17 protein-coding genes are annotated in these 20,612 nt (G+C 70.9%); 6 read left to right on the top strand and 11 right to left on the bottom strand.

Going from position 1 to position 20,612, the window contains the following annotated elements:
• Positions 1–33: 33 nt before the first annotated feature.
• The 6 genes from AB0J76_RS43490 to AB0J76_RS43465 all read right to left on the bottom strand — a co-directional run bounded on the left by AB0J76_RS43490 (position 34) and on the right by AB0J76_RS43465 (position 5,130).
• Positions 34–948 (bottom strand): RNA polymerase sigma-70 factor, encoded by a 915-nt coding sequence (locus AB0J76_RS43490; RefSeq protein ID WP_352320143.1) that lies wholly within the window; start codon positions 946–948, stop codon positions 34–36.
• A gap of 42 nt (positions 949–990) precedes the next feature.
• Positions 991–1,128: a hypothetical protein gene (locus AB0J76_RS43485; RefSeq protein WP_364393280.1), complete on the bottom strand. Its 138-nt coding sequence runs from the start codon at positions 1,126–1,128 to the stop codon at positions 991–993.
• Complete coding sequence (locus tag AB0J76_RS43480; protein ID WP_352320140.1) at positions 1,112–1,342, bottom strand: hypothetical protein; 231 nt, start codon at positions 1,340–1,342, stop codon at positions 1,112–1,114. Before AB0J76_RS43480 ends, AB0J76_RS43485 begins: the two co-directional genes overlap by 17 nt.
• Before the next feature lie 110 nt (positions 1,343–1,452).
• Positions 1,453–3,183, bottom strand: a complete 1,731-nt coding sequence (locus AB0J76_RS43475) for an FAD-dependent oxidoreductase (RefSeq protein ID WP_352320138.1) — start codon at positions 3,181–3,183, stop codon at positions 1,453–1,455.
• Positions 3,184–3,192: 9 nt separating this feature from the next.
• On the bottom strand, positions 3,193–4,383 hold the full coding sequence (locus AB0J76_RS43470) for a low temperature requirement protein A (protein WP_352320136.1): 1,191 nt from the start codon (positions 4,381–4,383) through the stop codon (positions 3,193–3,195).
• Positions 4,384–4,470: 87 nt separating this feature from the next.
• Positions 4,471–5,130 carry a sigma-70 family RNA polymerase sigma factor gene (locus AB0J76_RS43465; protein WP_352320218.1) on the bottom strand — a complete coding sequence of 220 codons (660 nt, stop codon included), beginning with the start codon at positions 5,128–5,130 and terminating at the stop codon, positions 4,471–4,473.
• 243 nt (positions 5,131–5,373) lie between these two features.
• Between AB0J76_RS43465 and AB0J76_RS43460 the strand changes: the two genes are divergently transcribed.
• The 3 genes from AB0J76_RS43460 (at position 5,374) to AB0J76_RS43450 (ending at position 13,314) form a co-directional block, all read left to right on the top strand.
• Positions 5,374–8,145 carry an AAA family ATPase gene (locus AB0J76_RS43460; protein ID WP_352320135.1) on the top strand — a complete coding sequence of 924 codons (2,772 nt, stop codon included), beginning with the start codon at positions 5,374–5,376 and terminating at the stop codon, positions 8,143–8,145.
• Between the two features lie 160 nt (positions 8,146–8,305).
• Entirely contained in the window at positions 8,306–9,403 is a 1,098-nt protein-coding gene (locus AB0J76_RS43455; RefSeq protein WP_352320133.1) for a hypothetical protein, read from the top strand.
• Between the two features lie 80 nt (positions 9,404–9,483).
• Positions 9,484–13,314 carry an endonuclease/exonuclease/phosphatase family protein gene (locus AB0J76_RS43450; RefSeq protein ID WP_352320132.1) on the top strand — a complete coding sequence of 1,277 codons (3,831 nt, stop codon included), beginning with the start codon at positions 9,484–9,486 and terminating at the stop codon, positions 13,312–13,314.
• Between the two features lie 23 nt (positions 13,315–13,337).
• Here the strand turns inward: AB0J76_RS43450 and AB0J76_RS43445 are convergent, their stop codons facing one another.
• Positions 13,338–13,811, bottom strand: a complete 474-nt coding sequence (locus AB0J76_RS43445) for a MarR family transcriptional regulator (RefSeq protein WP_352320130.1) — start codon at positions 13,809–13,811, stop codon at positions 13,338–13,340.
• Positions 13,812–13,905: 94 nt separating this feature from the next.
• On the opposite strand from AB0J76_RS43445, the gene AB0J76_RS43440 reads away from it, so the two are divergent.
• Positions 13,906–14,874 carry an NmrA/HSCARG family protein gene (locus AB0J76_RS43440; RefSeq protein ID WP_352320128.1) on the top strand — a complete coding sequence of 323 codons (969 nt, stop codon included), beginning with the start codon at positions 13,906–13,908 and terminating at the stop codon, positions 14,872–14,874.
• A 113-nt stretch (positions 14,875–14,987) separates the two neighbouring features.
• Here AB0J76_RS43440 and AB0J76_RS43435 read toward each other — a convergent pair whose 3' ends face one another.
• The 4 genes from AB0J76_RS43435 to AB0J76_RS43420 are packed head-to-tail and all read right to left on the bottom strand — an operon-like array spanning position 14,988 to position 19,486.
• On the bottom strand, positions 14,988–16,889 hold the full coding sequence (locus AB0J76_RS43435) for a hypothetical protein (RefSeq protein ID WP_352320126.1): 1,902 nt from the start codon (positions 16,887–16,889) through the stop codon (positions 14,988–14,990).
• Positions 16,890–16,912: 23 nt separating this feature from the next.
• Complete coding sequence (locus AB0J76_RS43430) at positions 16,913–17,809, bottom strand: SDR family NAD(P)-dependent oxidoreductase (protein WP_352320125.1); 897 nt, start codon at positions 17,807–17,809, stop codon at positions 16,913–16,915.
• A gap of 44 nt (positions 17,810–17,853) precedes the next feature.
• Positions 17,854–18,228 (bottom strand): nuclear transport factor 2 family protein, encoded by a 375-nt coding sequence (locus tag AB0J76_RS43425; RefSeq protein ID WP_352320123.1) that lies wholly within the window; start codon positions 18,226–18,228, stop codon positions 17,854–17,856.
• Positions 18,229–18,286: 58 nt separating this feature from the next.
• On the bottom strand, positions 18,287–19,486 hold the full coding sequence (locus AB0J76_RS43420) for an MFS transporter (protein WP_352320121.1): 1,200 nt from the start codon (positions 19,484–19,486) through the stop codon (positions 18,287–18,289).
• Between the two features lie 79 nt (positions 19,487–19,565).
• Between AB0J76_RS43420 and AB0J76_RS43415 the strand changes: the two genes are divergently transcribed.
• Positions 19,566–20,135 (top strand): TetR/AcrR family transcriptional regulator, encoded by a 570-nt coding sequence (locus AB0J76_RS43415; RefSeq protein WP_352320119.1) that lies wholly within the window; start codon positions 19,566–19,568, stop codon positions 20,133–20,135.
• A 175-nt stretch (positions 20,136–20,310) separates the two neighbouring features.
• Positions 20,311–20,612 (top strand): metalloregulator ArsR/SmtB family transcription factor (locus tag AB0J76_RS43410; protein WP_352320117.1); only part of this gene is annotated, 302 nt, incomplete at its 3' end.

Raw genomic sequence — 20,612 nt, 5'->3', positions numbered from 1 at the left:
CTTCATCGTCGGCAGATAAGACCGGACAGCCCGTTAGGTTGTGACAGAGCGGCTGCGAGACCGCTCGAAGGCCTCGATCTTGGCCGGGTTGAGGATCCACAACAGGTGGTGGATCCCCTCCCTGGAGGCCTCGATGGCGAGCAGGGCGACGCCGCTGCCGTCCCGGGTGACGAGCACGCCCGGCAGCCCGTTCATCTCGACCCACGTGACGGCGGTGCCCGGCCAGAACCGCGGCGAGAACGCGGCCACGAACCTGGCCACCCGCTCGTTGCCCAGCACGGGGAACTTGGCCGATCCCCTGATGCCGTCGCCGTCGGAGGAGCTGACGACGTCGGCGGCGAAGAGCTTCTCGAGGGCGCCGACGTTTCCGGTCCGGGCGGCGTCGAGGAAGGTCTCCAGGAGGCGCCGATGCTGGAGCCTGTCGATGGGCTCGTGGCGGACGGCGGTCACGCGCCTGCGGGCACGGCTCACGATCTGCCTGACATTGACCGGGGTGAGTCCCAGGATCTCCGCTATCTGCGGATAGGGGTAGTCGAAGGCCTCGCGCAGGACGTAGGCGGCGCGCTCGGTGGGATTGAGCCTCTCCAGCAGGAGCAGAAAGGCCAGCTCCAGCGCTTCGCCGCGTTCGGCGCCGACGGTGGGGTCAAGACTGGTGTCCACGGGTTCCGGCAGCCAGGGGCCGATGTAGGACTCCCGCCGCACGCGCGCCGACTTCGCCACGTTGATGGCCAGCCGGGTGGTGACCAGCGCCAGGAAGGCCGGCGGGTTCTCGATGGTCTCCCGGTCGGTGTCCTGCCAGCGCAGCCACACCTCCTGGACGATGTCCTCGGCCTCGGCCGCGCTGCCCAGCATCCGGTAGGCGATGCCGAACAGCCGCGGGCGCAGCTCGCTGAAGGCGGACGCCGCCCGGTCGAGAGCGTCCGCCTGTTCCAGGGATTCCGTGTTCATGTGCCCCACATCGATTCACCCGTCGGACTGGGCAGGGGTTCGTCAGCCTCGCGCGTGGTCCGCGGCGTCGAGGATAGTCGCCGTCACGGCGTCGGGCGGGGAGGCCGCGAGCGCGTCGGAGACGCCGGCGACCTCGCGCGTGCCGAGCGTGCCGATCCGCGGCTCAGGCAACGTCGTCACCCGGTCGCGAGCCGTCCTCCAGCACCTCGACCGCGTCGCGCAGCCCCCGCAGGGCGATCTTCTCGCGCTCGACGTCCGTCGGGTCGTACAGCCACTCGGTGACCGGCTGCCCCACCTCCTCCTCCGGGCGGCTGGCCTCGGCGATGATCAGCTCCTCCTCGATCTCGACGTGGAGCTCGTACAGGAACTCGTTCTCACCGTTCGGGGTGCTCATGTCTCCTCCAAGGGGTGTACAGTCGGCCGACGATCCGGCCGGCTCCCGCGCCCATGTGGTCCGATCGCCAGCTAAGACAGGGCAGCCTCGGCATTTGTGACAAGATCCGGCTATTCGCCGAGCTTTCCCGTGGTCGAGACCTCGCGCATGAGCGCCGCGATCTCGGCGGGAATCGGCGGGATGCTCTCCCGCTCCACCGATCCGGGGCCGGACCACACGAGGTTGACCTGCAGCTCGGGGTCGAGTTCCGGGTAGTCGGAGCGGTTGTGGCAGCCGCGGGTCTCGCGGCGCTCGATGGCGGTTTCGATGGTCGCGCGCGCGGCGAGCGCCGCGGACTTCAGGTCGAAGGCGTGGGCCAGGTCCTGGAAGCCGGCGATGTCCGGGTGCACGCCCATGCCGCTGATGCGCGCCTCGACCGCGGCCAGTTCGGCGAGGCCCTTTCGCAGGCCGCCCTCGTCGCGTACCACTCCGGCGTGCTCCGTCATGATGTCGCGGAGCGCTCGCTGCAGCGACCGCACGTTCTCCGGGCCGTCGGCGGACAGGAGCTCGTCCACTTCCTCCCGCGCCGCGGCGAGCGCCTCGGCGGAGCGGCGCTGCGCGTCGAGACCCGCGGAATACTCCGCCGCCGCCCGGCCGGCGATGCGGCCGAAGACGAGGAGCTCGATGAGGGAGTTGCCGCCCAGACGGTTGGCGCCGTGCAGGCCGCTGGCCGCCTCCCCGATCGCGTACAGGCCGTCGACGTCCGTGCCGTGGTCCTCGGGACGTACCCGGACGCCGCCCATCGAGTAGTGCGCAGTGGGCGCGACCTCGATCGGCTCCTTGGTGATGTCGAGCATCTGCAGTTCCAGGAGCGTCCGGTAGACGCGAGGCAGCCGGGTCATGATCGTCTCGCGCGGCAGATGCGACACGTCCAGCCACACGCCGCCGTCCGGGGTGCCGCGACCTTCCTTGATCTCTGTGTACGCGGCCAGGGCGACCCGATCGCGCGTGGACAACTCCATCCGCTCCGGGTCATACCGGGACATGAACCGCTCGCCGAGCCCGTTGCGCAGGACCCCGCCCTCCCCCCGTGCCGCCTCGGAGACGAGCGTGCCCGCCGCGTTCTCCGGCGCGATGAGCCCGGAGGGGTGGAACTGCACCAGCTCGGGATCGCGGATGCGGCAGCCGGCCAGGACGGCCAGGCGGAAGGAGTCGCCGGTGTTCTCGTCACGCCGGGAGGAGGTGCGCCGCCAGATCCTGGTGTGGCCGCCCGCGGCAAGGATCACCGCATCGGCGTGGATGACGTAGCGGCTGCCGTCGGTCAGGTCGAACCCGTACGCGCCGAAGACCGCGTTGTCGCGCACGAGGATCCGCGTGATGTACACCGTGTCGAGGACGCGGACGTCGAGCTGGGCCGCCCGGTTGATCAGCGTGCGCTGGATCTCGAGTCCGGTGTAGTCCCCCGCGTAGGAGGTGCGCCGGAAGGTGTGGGCGCCGAAGAAGCGCTGGGAGATCCGCCCGTCCCGCTCGCGTGCGAACGGCATGCCGTACCGCACGAGGTCCTCGATGCCACGTGCGGCCCCCTCGGTGACGATGCGCACCGTCTCGGGATCGGCCAGCAGGTAACTCTCCTTGAGAGTGTCGGCCGCGTGCTGCTGCCAGGTGTCCTCGGGGTCCATCGTGGCGAGGGCCGCGTTGATGCCGCCTGCCGCGAGCGAGGTGTGTGCGTCCGCCTTCGGCCGTTTGCCGACCGCGAGGACGTCCACCCCGCGCTCGGCGAGTTCGACGGCCGCCCGCAGTCCGGCCCCTCCCGTCCCGATGACCAGGACGGACGTGGCGATTCTGTTCTCTGACGCGTACATGATGCTCCTTCAGTTACGTGCCGCCCAGACGGCGACGGCGACCAGCGCGACGCAGGCGGCCGCGATCAGCGCGACCACGGCGGCCACCCCGATCCACGGCGTCGCGAGCGGCGACAACACGACGGCGCCGACGCACCCCGCCACGGCAGTGCGGGGGATGACGGAGTCCGCGTCGACCAGCGCGTGCACCGCCCGGAGCAGGATGAGATACACCGCGACCGGGACGGCGACCGCGTAGCCGATCTCCATCGGCGATGCCGCCGGCTGGCGCCCGCTCTGCTCCACCGCCACCTCGAGCCCGGCGCCGAGAGCCGCCAGCGCGGCGAAGATGCCGAAGTGGCCGTACCCCCACCAGTACGACCGGTGACGCCGCTCGCTGAGCCCCTCCCCTGCCTCGACCAGGAAGTACAGCCACCACAGGGCGAACAGCAGGACGAGCCCGGATCCGGCGATGACGACGAGGGGAGCCGCTTCGAGCGCCCCTTCGACCCCTCTGCTCGCGGCCAGGACGCTCTCGCCCAGCAGAATGATCGTGAACAGGCCGTAACGCTCGGCGATGTGCCGCGGGTGCCAGGTGGTCGCCCTGCCCCGCTCCGCCCACCACGGCACCGCCAGCTCCACGACGACCAGGCCGGCGAAGAACGGCAGCTGGACCGAGGCCGGCAGGAGGCCGGCGTCCAGGAGAGCGAGCCGGAGCAACCAGCCCAGCTCGACCAGACCGATGCCCGCGGCGTAGCGGAGCCCCGTACGGCGGCTCGCCGGGTCCTCGAACGCGGCCCTCAGCCATTGGGCGACGAGCCCGATCCTCATGACGAGGTAGCCCAGGGTGATGATCCCGTAGTCGGAGTGGCCGGCCGCGGCGGGCACGCCGACGGCGAGGACCAGCACCCCCGCCATCTGCACCATGGTCAGCAGCCGGTAGGGGACGTCGTCGGTGTCGTAGGACGAGGCGAACCAGGTGAAGTTCATCCACGCCCACCAGATGGCGAAGAACACCTGGAGGAACGGGACCAGCCCGGTCAGTCCATGACCTTCGGCGACGGCGTGCGCGAACTGCGCCGTGACGGCCGCGACCGCGACCACGAAGGTGAGATCGAAGAGCAGCTCGAGCTGGCTCGACGCCCGATGCGGCTCGTCGACGGGGCGGGAGCTCATCCTGACCCGGATCCGGATGGTGGTCCTGGTTGAGGGCACGCTCACGCTCCTGTCGCTCGTTCGGCGTCCGGTTCACCTGGAAGACCGGACGGCGTCGTGATCTGTGACAGATCGCCGCAACGGCGATCGAACTCAGCGGGCGATGTCGGCGGCGAGCACTTGTTCCAGCTCGGCGAGGTCGCCGGACCGGGCGGCGGCGACGAACGTCCGCACGAGGCGCCGGTGCGCGGCGGTGCTCACCTGGTGGCGTCGCTCGGCGGCGAGGCGGTGGCGGGCGCGTCGCAGGAGTTGCCGCGCATGGTCTTCGCCGAGGTGGAGCAGCTCGGAGATCTCGCGGTAGGGGTAGTCGAAGGCCGTGCGCAGGAGGTAGACGGCTCGTTCGGCGGGTGTCAGCCTCTCCAGCAGCAGCCGGATCGCGGTGTCGACCGCCTCTCGTCGTTCGGCTGCCGTCTCGGGCCCGGCGGAGAGGTCCGCCGTCTCGGGCAGCCAGGAGCCGGCGGAGGTCTCCCGGCGCCTGCGGGCGGACCGGGCGACATTGACGGCGAGCCTCGTGGTGGTCAGCGCGAGGAACGCCGGCGGGCTGATGACGACCGACCGATCGGCACGGGCCCAACGCAGCCACGTCTCCTGCACCACGTCCTCGGCTTCGCCCATGTCCTGCAGGACGCGCAGGCCGATCGTGAGAAGCCGGGGCGCGGCGCTGACGAACGCCGGATCGTCTCCGTCCCCAGGGGTGATCGACCGGTCACGGGTCTGCTCTGCGCGGTCTTCGTACGACTCCAGGAGGGTCATGGTCACGATGGCGGCTCCGTTCGACAGCTGGCATCCGGTGATGCCACTGCGATCACGGTCGCTGCTCGTGCTGCGCCATCGCGCCCTGGGAACACCGTGGTCGGCACCCTGGCCCGCACCCTGGTGGATTGCTGGGCTCAATGGCGGAACGGTAGGTTACGTGTCCATCTAGGACGTGCGCCGGTTTCTCCCCATGTTCGGCAGCCATGGGGCAACGAACAGATGATCGTCGGGGGCAGTGCCATGACAAGCAGAGGTCCCGGGTCGCAACTTCGCGGGCGGCAACTGGAGTGCGAGACGCTGGATCAGCTCGTGGCGACGGTGCAGGACGGCCACAGCTCGGTCCTGGTGCTGCGCGGCGAGGCCGGCATCGGCAAGACGGCGCTGCTGGAGTACGCGCGGGACAGCGCGTCCGGCTGCCGGATCATCAGGGCGACCGGCGTGGAATCCGAGATGGAGCTGGCCTTCGGCGGGCTGCACCAGCTGTGCTCCCCGTTCCTGGAGCATCTGGGCCGCCTGCCGGGCCCGCAACGCGACGCGCTCGGGACGGCGTTCGGCCTGAGCGCGGGAACTCCGCCGGACCGCTTCCTGGTCGGGCTCGCGGTGCTCAGCCTGCTCGCCGACGTGGCCGAGAAGGGGCCGCTGGTCTGCCTCGTCGATGACGCGCAGTGGCTCGACCAGGTCTCCGCGCAGACCCTCGCCTTCGTCGCGCGGCGCCTGCTCGCGGAGCCGATCGGGCTGGTGTTCGCGGTGCGCGAGCACCACCTCGGACCGGAGCTGAAGGGCCTGCCCCAGCTCGACGTGGGACGGTTGAGCGACGGCGACGCCCGCGCCCTGCTGGACTCCGTGACTCCGGGACGGCTCGACGAGCAGGTCCGGGACCGGATCGTCGTCGAGACGCAGGGAAACCCGCTGGCCCTGCTCGAACTGCCCCGGGGGCTGGCGCCGGCGGAGCTGGCGGGTGGATTCGGGCGGCCCGACGCGCGACCGCTGGCCAGTCAGATCGAGCAGGGCTTCCTGCGGCGGGTCCGGTCGTTGCCGGCCGAGACACAGCGGCTGCTGCTCATCGCGGCGGCCGAGCCGGTCGGGGATGTCACCCTGCTGACCCGCGCGGCGGAGTCGCTCGGCATCGAGGTGTCCGCCGCGTCGCCGGCCGAGGCGGCGGGGCTGATCGCCATCGGTACGCGGGTGCGTTTCCGCCATCCCCTCATGCGATCGGCGGCCTACCGCGTCGCGTCCCCGCAGGACCGGCAGGACGTCCACCGCGCGCTGGCCGACGCGACCGACCCCCGGGCGGACCCCGACCGCCGGGCGTGGCACCTCGCCAACGCGACGGCCGGCCCCGACGAGACGGTGGCCGCCGAGCTGGAGCGCTCGGCCGATCGGGCGCAGGCGCGCGGCGGAGTCGCCGCGGCGGCGGCGTTCCACGAGCGGGCAGCCGAGCTGACCCCCGATCCCGCGCGCCGCGGCGCCAGGGCCCTGGCGGCCGCACGGGCCAAGTACCAGGCCGGCGGGTACGACGCCGCGCTCGAACTGCTGGACGCGGCCGAACTCAGCACTCTGGACGAACGCGAACTCGCCCAGGCGGACCTGCTGCGCGGCCAGATCGCGTTCGCCTCCAGGAGCGCCGGTTCCGCCTTCCCGCTGCTGCTCAGAGCCGGTGAGCGCCTGGCGCCGCTGGACGCCGGGCTGGCCCGCGAGACCTACCGCGACACGTTGAACGCGGCCATGAACGCGGGCCGGCTGCCGAGCGGCGCCCAGGTGGCAGACATCGCCGAGGCGCTGCTCGCCGCACCGCCGGGGCCGCCGCCGGAGCGCAACGACCTGCTCCTGAACGGCGTGGGCGTGGCGCTCACGGAGGGTTCCGCCGCGGGCGTGCCGATGGTGCTGCGGGCCCTGGAGTCCTTCCGCGCCGAAGGGGTGTCCAGGGAACAGGGCCTTGGCTGGCTGCCGTTCGCGTCCCGGATGGCCCACAACGTCTGGGACTTCGACAGTTGGTCGGTGCTCTCCGCGAGACTGGTCGATCTGGCACGCGAGGCGGGCGCGCTGTCGGTGCTGCCCTCAGCGCTCCACATGCTCGTGTCGAACAGGGTCCTCGCCGGTGAGTTCGCCCTGGCCGACGCGCTGGTCGCCGAGGCGGTGACGATCGGCGAGGTGACGGGCAGCCGCTACCTGGCCCAGTACGCGGCCCTGATACTCGAGCCGTGGAGAGGACGGGAGGCCGCCACACGTCAGGTGAGCGCAGCGATCATGCGGGACCCGGCCATCCAGGGGGAAGGCAAGGTGGTGACCGCCACCCAGTGGGCGAGCGCGGTGCTCTGCAACGGCCTCGGCCGGTACGAGGAGGCGTACGTCGCCGCCGAGCGAGCCTTCGAGCACCCGCGGGAGCTCGGCGGGACGGCCATCAGGTCCACGGTCGAACTCGTCGAGGCCGCCGTCCGGAGCGGGAGGTCCGCCCGGGCGGCCGAGGTCGCCTGGCGCCTCGACGAGATGGCCCGAGCCAGCGGCACCGACTGGGCCCTCGGGACCTCGGCGTGCGTACGGGCCCAGGTGAGCGACGGAGCGGACGCCGACGTCCTCTACCGCGAGGCGATCGAGCGGCTCGGCCGCACCGAGGTCCGGACGACGCTCGCCCGCACCCGGCTGCTCTACGGCGAGTGGCTGCGCCGGGAGAACCGCCGCCTCGACGCACGCGAGCAGCTGGGCCTCGCATACGAGCTGCTCGGCGACATGGGAGCCGAGGCGTTCGCGGAACGCGCCCGGCGCGAGCTCCAGGCCACCGGTGAGACGGTACGCAGGCGCACCGTCGAGGCACGCGCGACCCTCACCGCCCAGGAGGCGCAGATAGCGCGCCTGGCCGGCGACGGGCTGACGAACCCCGAGATCGGCGCTCAGCTCTTCATCAGCCCGCACACCGTCGAGTGGCACCTGCGCAAGGTGTTCGCGAAGCTCGGCATCACCTCACGCAAGCAGATCCGCACCACGCTGCTCGAAGGCGCGGCGCTCACGGCCTGAGGACCCGCGGCCCGCCGTCGTCCGCGAGCGGGACGGTGATGTGACGAGCGTCATGTCACGAGCGGCCGCCCGCACTTTGTCTCTGTGACGACGGTCCATGAGTCACCGCCGGGCCAACGGCGCGATGGCCGTCGATTCGAGAGACGATGCGGGAGAAGAGATGTTCGTCAAGAAGAGGATGTTCATCGCGGCCGTGGCGCTGATCGCCGCTGCCGGTGGAATGACGGCGCCGGCCTCTGCCGACGACGGCGGCGCCTCGATCAGCTCCTGGGGCTTCCCCGGCGAGGGGTCCGTCTGGCAGCCGGTCACCTACGCCGGCGGGCAGATCACCAGCAGGTCCACTCCGGGAGAGGCGCGCGACGACCGCGGCAACATCCTGCACGCCTGGCGCGGCGCGGACAACGACTCCATCTGGATCTCGTTGAACAACGGGCCCGCGTACTCGCTGCCCGACGCGCAGACCTGGACGCCGCCGCGGGTGATCTGGACCGACGACGGAGGCCGCGGCAACTTCCGGATCTTCCACACCGGCACCGAGGGCCACGTCTACCAGCACCGCGTCCAGCTCACCTCGAGCTACCAGCTCCCCGCCACCCTGCCCAGCTGGACCAGGATCCCCAACGACACGCGCACCACCGACACCGAGCCCGTGGCGGCTGCCGCGCTCCCCGGCAACTCCTTCATGCTCGCCTGGAACAGCCAGTCCACCGACGACATCTGGACGATGTACTACAACGGCGACACCGGTGCCTACAGCTCGCCCAGCCTCGTGCCGGGCGCGCGGAGCAAGGACGCGCCGGGGCTGGCCGCCCAGGTGGGCACCGGCGCCGACCCCGCTCCCTGGAACCAGGTCGTGCTCGCCTTCACGGGCACCGACAACTACGTGTACATGTCGCGGCAGCGCTACGGGACCGGCAACTGGACGACTCCGTTCCGGGTCTATGCGACAGGCACGCCGGGCTACACGAGGAACGGCCCGTCCGTCGCGCTCTCCCGGAGCGGCTACGGCGTCATCACCATCACCGAGGACCGTGACAACACCATCGGCAGTTACATGATCTCGCGCGACGGCGGGTGGAGCGGCTACTACGAGGAGAACAGCTTCGCGCTCTCACCCGGCAGAACCCCGCTGGCCGTGGTGGCCGGCACCGATCTCTTCTACGTCATCAACGGTTCGGCCGGCGGCAGGAGCGGCGTGCTGTGGAAGAAGGTCTACGACTTCGCGGCGATGCCCACGCCGTCGGCCCCGCAGTGGTGAAGCCGGCGAACGCTCAGCCGGACGACGTCATCGTCACCGACGCCGGATCCCGGCGTCCGCGTCCTTCTCGGAGAGATCACGTGAGAACGGTCCGACCAGCGGCGGCCATGGTGGGCGTCCTGCTGCTCTCGTTGTCGTCGCCGGGCAGCACCTCGGCGGCGTGGGGGGCGTCCGCCTCCCCGGCTTCCGCGACCGCACCCGCCACGGCGGAGGACCCGCCGGGGGCCGGGCCCGCAGCGGCCGGCCCTGACCTGAGCCACGACAACCGCACGGCCCCGCCGGCCGGACTGCCGGACTGGTCGCGCGCCGGGTACCGAGGCGGCCAGGAGCTGCCCGAGGGCGAAACGGAGCTGACCGACGACGCCTCCTGCCGCATCTCGCCGGAAGAGCTCGCCTCCTCCTACAAGGTGACGGCGGACGACGGGACCGACGACACCGCCGGGCTGCAGAAGGCGATCGACCACGTCAAGAACGACTGCTCGCCGAACGCCAACTTCGACCGGCTCTCGCTCATCGAGCTACCGGCAGGCCGGATCGACATCACCCGGCAGATCTACGTGGATGCCGGATTTCTGATCGTACGAGGCAAGGGCTCCGGCGACGGCGGCACCCGGCTGGTGTTCAGGCCCGGCCTCCAGACCCGCTACGACCAGGTGATCAACGGCCGCTGGGACCAGGAGAGCATGATCGCCGGCACCGCCCCCGACATCGGCAACGGCGGCTGGATCTGGCCCGGACGTGGCATGTTCCGCGTCCAGACCCGGGAGGTGGCGGCCCGGTACCAGGACGACTGGGAGCTGGCTTCCAACCTGCCCATGCGCAAGGACCTCTACGAGGGCAGCGTCAACCAGCACTGGGTCTCCGGCTTCAAGGTGGCCGCCGCGGCCGACGACCCGGGCTTCTCGGCACGAGCGGGAGGCACGGTCGTGCGGCTGGACGCGAAGGCCGACATGTCCAAGTTCCGGCCGGGCGGCTATGTCTGGGTGGGCGCGGCCAACAGCAGGAAGTTCTACGCGCAGCAGGGCATCACCGAGCAGAGCATGATCGAGGCGCTCCACATGCGGCAGGAGATGTTCCGGCTCAGCCGCATGGACGCCACGGCCAAGACGATCACGCTGGACCGGCCGCTGAGGTGGGACCTGCCGGTGAATTCCGAATCGGACGGCTCCGAACCGCTGAACGGCAACGGCACCCCGTACGCCAGCAAGGTCACGCCGCTGAAGGTGGTCGAGGGCGTCGGGTTCGAGAACTTCTCCTTCACCCAGGACATGAACGGCCTGCCGAAGATCGGCGGCCAGGAGACGTACTCGCTCACTCCCGAACAGGCCGTGCACAACTACGGCAACCTGGCGCCCGAGTACGCCATGCACGGCATCGTGTTCAAATGGGCGGCGAACAGCTGGGCGCGCGGGCTCAGGGCCACGATGACCGGCTCGCACCCGATCGTCACCGAGGTGGCGCGCAACCTGCAGATCGAGCGCAACAGCTTCGACGGCGCCTGGAACAAGGGCAAGGGCGGCAACGGCTACCTACGTGGCAGCCGCGTGTGGGACTCGTTGTGGGCGCACAACCTCAGCCGCAACCTGCGCCACTTCACCTTCCAGTGGTCGGCGGGCGGCAACGTCGCCTTCCGCAACGACCTCGACTCCGACCTGAACCTGCACGGCGGCTGGGAGCACGACAACCTGTTCGAGCAGAACACGGTGCGAGTGCCCTACGAGCACCGCTCGGCCAGTTGCTCCGCCAACTGCGGTGGCGAGGGCGGCGAGATCGACGCGGGCACCTGGTACCCGATCTGGTGGGCGGCCGGGCCCAAGGCGGGCAAGTGGGCCGGCTCCTCCGGGCCGCAGAACGTCTTCTACGACAACACGCTGAGCAAGCAGACCACCGCCGGCGGGCCGTTCGAGCCGTACCGGCCGTACGGCGGCCAGGCCGGCACCGCCTTCCAGTTCGGATCGGACGACTCCGACCCACGGGCGTTCCTGCCCCTGAGCCAGAACGGGCAGGCGATCACGGACTGGACCGGACGGGAGACCCTGAACTACCAGGGCAACGGAGTGGCCGCCCTCGACGTGGGACACCGGCACTCGCTGTTCCTCCGCGACACCGGCGGCGAGCTTCCTCCACGCGACCCGAAGCTGGTCGAGATCAAGGCGGCCACCTGGAACATGGCCGGCGCGTCCTCGCCACAGCAGGGCGACAGGTACGCGACCGCGCTGCCCGCCTTGCACACCCGGGAGAGCCCTCCCAGGGAGAACGACATCCTCGCCCTGCAGGAAACCGGCTATCCCGCCGAGCGGCACTCTTGGGGCAAAGACACGATCGCGCAGAGCGACTACGTCAAGAGGATGCGCGACGGGAGCACGAACGCGCCTCCCGTCGAGGAGATCTGGCTCAGCCGGACCACTGGAGGCCGCGGCGGAGGTTACCTCTACTGGCTGAACACGAACGTCGACACCGGGTCCGGCAACCCCGAGAAGATCAATCTGGCGGTCTGGACGCGGAGAAGTGTCCGGAGGGACGAGATATTCGTCGTCCCCGGAGCGACCCGGAACGGCGTTCACGAGGGCAAGTCCCGTCCCGCGCTCGGCGTCAACTATTGCGGGGTCGTCTACTTCACCTGGCACGGGGCCGCGGCAGGCGGCACGGACAACGTCACGATGCTGAGGAACGTCAGGAGTCGCATGCAGACCGCCGGCCCGAACGGGCAACCGCTGCCCTGGGTGGTCCTCGGCGACTTCAACATGGAGGCTTACGGGCAGACGGGATTGTTGACCGCACTCGGCGACGACTCCCGTCAGTTCGACGTCCTGCCCTCCAGCGGGCCCACCCGGCCGGTCAGCGGACGCACGATCGACTACGCCGTCACCCGGAACGGCGTCACCCCGGCGCTCTACAGGGGGTACGGGTTGGGGACGCCGATGACCGACTTCGAGATGTCGGACCACCTTCCCGTCGAATACGACTTCTCCTATCTCACCGAGGACCCGCGGTGCACGACGTCCCAACCGGCGCGGCAGGCGAAGGCCGTTCCGCGGACGACGCAGAATCTCAGAAGCGCCTCCAGCACCCGCTCCCCCTACCCTTCGGGCGCGGGGACGCGGCCCGGCAGCAGCCGTCTCAAGACCAGGACGTTCGCCCGGTCCGAGCAGAGCGCGCACGATTTCCGGTTCCTGCCCGCCGGGGACGACCCGGGACACTATCGCGTCCTGCACAGCCTCACGCGTACGTATCTGGGCCAGGAATCCGGGCTCGGCGACGCGCCGGCGATTCTCCAGGGCTCCGACGAGGGCGACTCCCAGCTGTGGCGATTGCTCGACATGGGAGACGGCACCTGGATATTGCTGAACAAGGCCACGGGCCAGGCGTTGACCGCCCTGGATCGCGCCGACGGCGAAGAACTGGTGGGCCGTGACCTCACCGACGAATTCGATCCCGACCAGCGCTGGTTCCTCCAGGACGCCGAGAACGAGGCGCTGGACGTCGATGAGATCGTCACCGGCGCGGGCTCGGCCATGACCGTGCAGGACTCCGATCCGGAGCCGGGCACGCCGGTGGCGCTCGAACCCGACAGCGACGATTCCGAGGAAGAGTTCATGCCCGTCTACGCCGACAAGACCGAGGACTATTACTGCTACTACCTGGTCCACAAGGGGCTGTATGTCAATTCAACGGCCACCAACCCCGCGGTCGGCGACGGCAACCTGCTCACGCTGAACGAATTCCGTCCCAATGACGGCGGCTACATGTTCTGCACCCCGCCGGCCGACAGGCACGCCTCGCCACCGACGGCGGTGGGCCAGTACGACGCGCAGGGCCGCTTCCTCAGCCTCGGCACCGTCGGCCCGGGTCTGCTGGCGCTGAGCGCGTCCTACGGGCTCACCTGGAACTGGAAGGCCGTCGCAGGCTGACCGGCGGCGGCGCGGGAGCGTGATCACAACGAGCAGTCACGCTCCCGGTGCTCGTCGAGCGCGCGGAGCACGTCGGCGCATGCCTGTGCGAAACCGGCCAGCCGCTCGGGGCCCAGCACGTCGATGAACAGGGCGTGCACCAGCTCGGTGTGCTCGGGGACAGCCTTGTCGATCGCCGCGGAGCCCTTGTCGGTGAGCCGCACGTCGGGATAGCGGCGGTCGTCGGTGTCGACCCGCTCGACCAGCCCGCGCTGCGCCATCCGGGTGAGCTGGTGGGACAGGCGGCTCTTCTCCCACTGGGTCGCGGCGGCCACCTCCGCGACGGGCATCTCCCGCCGCTCCGACTCCGTGAGCCGGACCAGGACCTCGAAGTCGGCCGCGGACAGGTCGCACTCGCGCTGCAGGTGCTGCTGCAGGTGTGAGCCGAGGTGCTTGGCCATCTCGATGTACGTGCGCCACATCCGGTCGGCCTCGCCGAGGTCCTGCTCCCATCCCATGACACCCACTCTACCGCTTGCTTGACGTATCAACCTGGCGCTGTATGGTGAGCGGGTTGATACATCAACCTGACCACATGAGGGGACCGTTCCTGTGACCGAGCAGCAGATCATCGCCGTGGTGGGCGCGACCGGAGCGCAAGGAGGCGGGCTGGTCCGCGCGATCCTCGACGACCACGGCGGGCGGTTCGCCGCGCGGGCCCTGACCCGGGACCCGGGTTCGGCGCGGGCCAGGGAGCTGGCCGCGCTGGGGGCCGAGGTCGTGGGGGCCGACCTCGACGACGCGGGCAGCCTGCGCAGGGCGTTCGACGGCGCCCACGGCGCCTTCGTGGTGACCAACTTCTGGGAGCCGCGCACGCCCGAGGAGGAGCGGGCCCGGCCCGCGACCGCCAAGGAGCGGGAGCAGGCCGGCAACGCCGCGCGGGCGGGCCGGGAGGCCGGCGTCCGGCATTTCGTCTGGTCCACGTTGTCCGACACGCGCGCCTACTTCCGTCCGGACGACGGGACGCCCAGCTTCGAGGGCACGTACAAGGTGCCGCACGCCGACGGCAAGGCCGAGGCCGACCGGTTCTTCCTGGAGTCGGGCGTGCCCACCACCTTCCTGCAGGCGAACGTCTACTACGAGGCGTTCCGGGACATGTTCGCGCCCCGGCGTGACGAGACGGGCGCGCTGGTGCTGCCGCTCGGGTTCGGCGAGGCGAGGGTGGCCGCGCAGGCCGCGGAGGACGTCGGCAGGACCGCGCTCGGGATCTTCCGCCAGGGGATCGGGATGGCCGGCAGGCGGGTGAGCGTCGCCGGGGCCGTGCTCACCGGCGCGCAGTACGCCGCCGCGCTGAGCCGGGCGCTCGGCGAGCCCGTCACCTACCAGGCGGTCAGCCCCGACATGATCCGGGCCGCGGGGTTCCCGGGCGCGGGCGAGGTCGGCAACATGCTCCAGTACCTGATCGCGGCCGCCCCCGACATCGCCGAGCTCATCGACTTCGAGCTGCTGCGCGAGCTCAACCCGCGACTGCAGTCGTTCGACACGTGGCTGGCCGCCCACCGCGACACCATCCCGCACTGACCGGCCCCCGCCCAGAGTGAGCGTCGACTCCCACAACCTCGGTCGGTGGTTCAGTCAGAACACATGCCATGTCCTGACAGACTCTCCGGCGGAGGGGTGGCATGGCTGCTGGACTAGCGCCTCCTCCGGCGGCCCCGAGCTCCCGGCGGCCGGGTGGGGACGAGGCGGAGGCGACGGCGGGCGGTCCTGCGGAGCGGCTCGGCCACCAGCTCGCGCAGCTCCCGCAATCCCACGACATCGGGGTGCCCCGACGCCAGGACCGCCTTCACGAACTCGTACGCGTCCCCGCCTCCCATCCTCTTGAGCTGGTCCACCAGCCCCTCAGGCCCCGCGAGCTCCAGCACTGACAGGAAGTTCTCCGCACCCAGCAGCAGGTTCTCCCGCTCACTCAGCGCCTCGGGCTGCATCTTCCCGGCATCAATGAGCTGCGTCCACACGGCGGGCCCGAGGACCGGGTCGTGACGTAGGTCATGGAAAAGCCGCCCTTCGGGAAGGAGGTCGGCCAGAACGCGCAACATCGCCCCCACCCGCGTACGGAACGGGCAGTCCCGCACCGCCTGCAGCAACATCTCGAGGTCCTGCCCCGGGCGGGCCAGCCATCCCTGGAGCTCCGCGACGGCGTCCTCCGGCGGATAGTGCTGGGCGACCACCCCGAGCAGCTCGGCAGGTGGAGCGGTGGCCAGTTCGCCGACGAGGGGCGCGTCGCGGCCCTCGGCGAGGAGGCGGTCGCGGACGCCGCGCACGCCGAGCGGGGTGAGGCGGACCAGCGGGAGGCCGGGCTCGGCGAGGGCGGCGCGCAGGCGTTCGACCGCGTCCGGCGGCAAGGGCTGGTCGTCGTGGTCGAGGTCGCTCACGTAGAGGGGGTCGGCGGGGCCGCGGGTGAGCTCCACGGCCCCGAGGTCGGACAGGACCTCCAGCATGCGCCCCAGGTCCCGGGCGGACTCGCGGCGCCAGAGATCGCGCAGGCGCTCTTCCTCCTGGTCGAGATCGAAGTACTCCTGGCAGGCCAGCCACACCGTCTCTTCGAGCCGGACCACCGGCATCTCGTCCAGCCCGTACATGGAGTCGAGCACGTCCGGCAGGATCTCGTCGAAGATCTCGGCCAGGACAGGCTGGGATCGCCATGTCTCGACGGGCACGGTGACCACCCGGCCCAGCTCCGGCAGCACCTCGAACGCGCGCCGCCACAGCGCCTCCGGGTCGCCCAGCAAGGATGCGGCCTTGGCCACGCGGAGCAGCCGGCCCTTGCTGGTGCGAATCAGGCGCAGCTTCTTGGCCCAGGCGAGCAGCAGATTGAGTTGCGGCAGATCGGCGGCGCCGCGGACGCCCAGCCGATCCTCGCCGGTACCCAGCAGAGCCGACACCTCAAGAGCGTCGGCGAGGTGGAGGTTGCCCGCGTCGGTGAGGGCCCGGCCGTCCTTGCCCACCCAGTCGGCCAGGGTGATGAGACGCTGGACGGTCCGACTGCGCGCGGCGGCCTCCATCAGCTCGGACGCGGGGGGCAGGTACACAGGCAGCTGGGGGAAGGGGCGCTTGAACCGCTCGAACGCCCTCGGAACGGTGAGATCGACGCCCTGGCCGAGAGCCGTGTGCGCCCAGAACGTCGCCACCCCCCGCAGCGTGGGATCGTCAAGCGCGGCCGCGTACTCCGCCCGCGCGTCGGCGATGATCTCCCGCGCATCCGCGAATGTGACGCCGCGCGGGTCGCGAAGGCCGGTGACGTCGAGATAGCGCAGGTACGTGCACAGCACCTCCGGAGCGAGGTCGAGCTCCTCCCGCCCGGCCGTCACCTTGCACGGCACGTATCGCAGCAGGAAGAACCTGATGCTCGCACCGTCCCAGTACGCCAGCCGGCCGTCACGGCTCTCGTGTCGCGCGTCGACGGCTGCGGAGAGCAGCAGGTCATCGACCGGATGCCCGTGCTCCTCCGCCCACGTGACACACCGCCGGATCAGCAGGTTCTTGGCGGCCTCGAACTCCTCGGCCTCTTCGGGCTCGAACCAGGTACGCACCATTCGAGCCTCCCATCCCTCCAGGGTCACCGTCCCGGCTGGCGGCGGGAGTTCTCGGCGGCCCGGAGAGGTGCGGCGGGGAAGGGTACGCCGGTGAGTTGCCGGCTGATCTCCCGCAGGCGGGTGCGGGCGTCGGTGTCGTATGCCTGGTGGTGAGCGCGGGCGGGGCGGGAGCGGTTGAAATAGGTGCCGGTGACGTTGTCCAGGGCGGGGTCGGTGATCAGGCGGGCGGTGTGGGTGACGCCTTCGTCCAGGGTGCTTTGCACGGTGAACAGGTGGGTGACGATCTTGGTGGGCATGTAGGAAGCAGGGTGCAGGGCATTGACAGTGACGCCGTGGTCGCGCAGGAGTTCGGCGTGGTCGAGGGTGAGCATGATCTGGGCGAGTTTGGCCTGGCAGTAGGCTTGCACGCCGTCCCAGTGGTGCTCCAGCAGCACGTTGTCGAAGTCCAGGGGGGCCTGTCCGGCGGAGCTGACGTTGACGATCCGCGCCGGGCCCCCGCCTGTGCCGGCGGTGCGGGCCAGGAGCGGGGTGAGCAGGCTGCTGAGCATGTAGGTGGCCAGGTAGTCGACCTGGAAGGTCAGCTCCAGGCCGTCGGCGCTGCGTTGGGGGGCGGTTTCCACGCCGATGCCGGCGTTGTTGACCAGCACGTCCAGCCGGTCGCGGGTGGCCAGGCGGTCGGCCAGGGAGTGGATCTGGTCCAGGTGAGCGAAGTCGGCATGCTCGAAGGCGAGCCGGTCGTTGCCGGTTCGGTCGCGTAGGTCGGTCAGCAGGTGCCGGCCCTTGGCCGGGTTGCGGCCGTGCAGGATCAGGGTGGCGCCCTCGGCGGCCAGGCGGTGGGCCAGGGCGCGGCCCAGGCCGTCGGTGGCGCCGGTGATCAGGATGGTCTGGTCGTGCAGTGGGCGGGTGGTGGAGGTGGTCACGGGTATCGACCTCGACGTTCGGTCCGGTGCTGGTGCTGGTCGGGTCAGACGATCGGGTGACCGCTGACGGTGGTGGCGGGGACGTCCTCGCGCAGGTCCCAGTGTTCGGTGATCAGGCCGTCGGAGATGCGGAAGATGTCCACCACCGCGATGCCGGGGTGACCGGGTTGGGCGGTGAACAGGCTGTGGGTGAACACCAGGTCGCCGTCGACGGCCATGCGGCGGATCTCAAAGCGGGCGTCGGGGAGCTGGGCGCGCATCCCGTCGATGAACTCGGTCAGCGGACGGCGGCCATCGGGCAGGTTGGGGTTGTGCTGGATCAGGTCCGCGGCGAGGAACCGGTCGGCCAGCTGGGTGCGGCCCTGGTTCCAGATCTGCTCGAAGTAGTCGCGCACGAGCTGGGCTGCCGGCTGGGACATGGGGTTCTCCTGTGAGGTTGAGGTGACGAACAAAGGAAGGTCGGAAAGGAAGATCAGGTCAGCGGTGGGCCGGAGTGGCCGCGGAGACCAGGGCGGCCGGGCGGGTCGGGCGCGGACGGGTGGAGGCGGCGTGGGCGGTGACGGCCGCGGCCAGCGGCAGTAGCGCCAGTGCCGGGAGCCAGTGGCCGCCCAGGGCGGGCAGCAGTCCGGCGCCCAGCAGGCTGCCCAGGCTCATGCCCAGGTACAGGGCCGAGGCGTTGAGAGCCAGCAGGACCCCACGCTGTTCGGGAAGCAGTTCCACCAGCCGGGCCTGTTGCGGGGCCATGAACAAGGTGTTGAAGACGGCCCAGAAGGCGAACACCGCGACCCCGGCCGCCGGTACGGCGGGTGCACCGGCCAGGGCCAGGAAGGCCAGGGTCAGCCCGGCCAGCGCGACGGCGATGGTGCGGCCGCCGCCCAGGCGGGCATAGACGCGGGAACCTGCGGCGTTGCCGGCCATGCCCAGCACGCCGAACACCAGCAGCGTCAGCGACACCAGCCCCGGGCCCGCGCCGAACCGGGCGGCCAGGTAGGCCCCGGCGACGCCGTAGACGGTGAATTGGGCGGTCAGCACCAGCAGCGTGGTGGCGATCATCAGTGTGGCGCCCCGGGTTCGCAGCGCGGCGGCAAAGGCGCGACCGGTGGGGGGCGGGCCCGGTGCCACCGGTGGCAGCAGCACCGCCAGCAATCCGCCGGCCACCAGGGTCAGGGCGACCACGGCGGCCATGGTGGCGCGCCAGCCGATCGCGGCGCCCGCGGCAGAGGCCAGCGGCACGCCCAGCACGGTGGCGGCGGTCATCCCGCCGAACACCACCGCCAGCGCGCGGGGCCGCTGCTCGGCGGGAACGATCATCGAGCCGGTGGCCGAGGCGGCCGGTCCGAAGATCGCCGCGCCCAGCCCGGCGGCCACCCGCGCGGCGGCCAGGGCGGCGAAGTTGGGCGCCATCGCGGCTGCGGCGCCGCCCAGCGCCATCAGCGCCAGGCCCACCAGCAGCACGGTGCGGCGGTCCAGGCGACCCAGCACGATCGCGGCGACGGGGGCGGCCAGGGCGAACACCAGCGCGAAGACGGTGATCAGGGTGCCGACGGTGGCGGCGGACACCTTCAGGTCGACGGCGATCGGGCCGCTGAGGCCGACGACCGCGAGGGAGGCCGTCCCCAGCGCGAAGTAGCCCAACGCCAGCGTCAGCAGTGCGGGGGTGGAGGAGCGGGGACGCATGCCCCCTCCTTTCAATACGGTACGTTGCGTATTGACATTTAAATACGGACCGGTGCGTATGTCAAATAGACTGCGGCCCATGACCGGACGACCCCGCGACCCCGCCGTCGACGACGCCATCCGTCAGGCCGCCCTGGACCTGATCACCGAGCAGGGCTACCGAGGGGTGAGCATGGAGGCCATCGCCGCCCGCAGCGGTGTGTCCAAACAGGCGGTCTACCGCCGTTACCCGGGCAAGGGCGAGGTGATCTTGGACGTGCTGACGGTCTACGCCCGCACCCGGCTGCCCACCCCCGACACCGGCGACCTGCGCGAGGACCTGCTGGCCCTGCTGGAGGCCACCTTCGCCGGACAGCGCGGGGTGGCCGGCGCACTCAACCAGGCCCTGGCCGCCGAGGCGTTGCAGGATCCCGCCTTCGCCCAGCGCGTGAGCAGCGAGCTGATCGCGGCGCGCCGCCAGGCGGTCCGCCGGATCCTCACCCGCGCGCGCGAACGCGGGCAGCTCACCCACCCCGATGACGATCTGCTCATCGATCTGGTCTTCGGGCCGATGTGGTACGCGCTCTTGTTCGACCCCGGCAAGCTCACCGACGCCTACGCCGCCGCCCTCACCGACGCCGTGATCGCCGTGGGCGCCCACGCCGGGTGACACGCGCCAGGGCCTCGGCCGCCGCAGAACGTCATGTCGTAGCGACGCCACCCGCGATCGGATCTTGGAGTGCGCCCCCGGCGCAGCTGCGGTACGAGGCGGTTGTCGTTGTTGACATTCATCGCATAGGCGACAGAATACACATATGAACAGTTCTTCAGCTGAGAATGTGTTGATGGTGGACGGCTGCGCCGTCAAGGTGGTGGACGCCGACCGGGTGTCCGCGGTGTGCGAGCGGATGCCCGCTGCCGAGGACCTGACCGACACGGCGGACATCTTCGGCCTGCTGTCCGACCCCAACCGGCTGAAGTTGCTGGTCGCCCTGCTGGACGGCGAGCTGTGCGTGTGCGACCTGGCGGCGGTGACCGGGCAGAGCGAGTCGGCGGTCTCCCACGCGCTGCGCCTGCTGCGTGCCCATCGCATCGTGGCCGCCCGCCGTTCGGGCCGGATGGCGTACTACCGGCTGGAGGATCCGCA

It is taken from the genome of Nonomuraea sp. NPDC049624 (genome assembly GCF_040675255.1).
Lineage (GTDB): Bacteria > Actinomycetota > Actinomycetes > Streptosporangiales > Streptosporangiaceae > Nonomuraea.
Note: the sequence above shows the minus strand (reverse complement) of the source record. Positions and strands in the feature narration are given on the sequence as shown.

What these genes read in the sequence shown, in the direction of transcription:
- AB0J76_RS43490 (WP_352320143.1), bottom strand. Translation starts at nt 948, where the DNA reads ATGAACACGGAATCCCTGGAACAGGCGGACGCTCTCGACCGGGCGGCG.
- AB0J76_RS43480 (WP_352320140.1), bottom strand. Translation starts at nt 1,342, where the DNA reads ATGAGCACCCCGAACGGTGAGAACGAGTTCCTGTACGAGCTCCACGTC.
- AB0J76_RS43475 (WP_352320138.1), bottom strand. Translation starts at nt 3,183, where the DNA reads ATGTACGCGTCAGAGAACAGAATCGCCACGTCCGTCCTGGTCATCGGG.
- AB0J76_RS43465 (WP_352320218.1), bottom strand. Translation starts at nt 5,130, where the DNA reads ATGACCCTCCTGGAGTCGTACGAAGACCGCGCAGAGCAGACCCGTGAC.
- AB0J76_RS43460 (WP_352320135.1), top strand. Translation starts at nt 5,374, where the DNA reads ATGACAAGCAGAGGTCCCGGGTCGCAACTTCGCGGGCGGCAACTGGAG.
- AB0J76_RS43455 (WP_352320133.1), top strand. Translation starts at nt 8,306, where the DNA reads ATGTTCGTCAAGAAGAGGATGTTCATCGCGGCCGTGGCGCTGATCGCC.
- AB0J76_RS43445 (WP_352320130.1), bottom strand. Translation starts at nt 13,811, where the DNA reads ATGGGATGGGAGCAGGACCTCGGCGAGGCCGACCGGATGTGGCGCACG.
- AB0J76_RS43435 (WP_352320126.1), bottom strand. Translation starts at nt 16,889, where the DNA reads ATGGTGCGTACCTGGTTCGAGCCCGAAGAGGCCGAGGAGTTCGAGGCC.
- AB0J76_RS43425 (WP_352320123.1), bottom strand. Translation starts at nt 18,228, where the DNA reads ATGTCCCAGCCGGCAGCCCAGCTCGTGCGCGACTACTTCGAGCAGATC.
- AB0J76_RS43420 (WP_352320121.1), bottom strand. Translation starts at nt 19,486, where the DNA reads ATGCGTCCCCGCTCCTCCACCCCCGCACTGCTGACGCTGGCGTTGGGC.
- AB0J76_RS43415 (WP_352320119.1), top strand. Translation starts at nt 19,566, where the DNA reads ATGACCGGACGACCCCGCGACCCCGCCGTCGACGACGCCATCCGTCAG.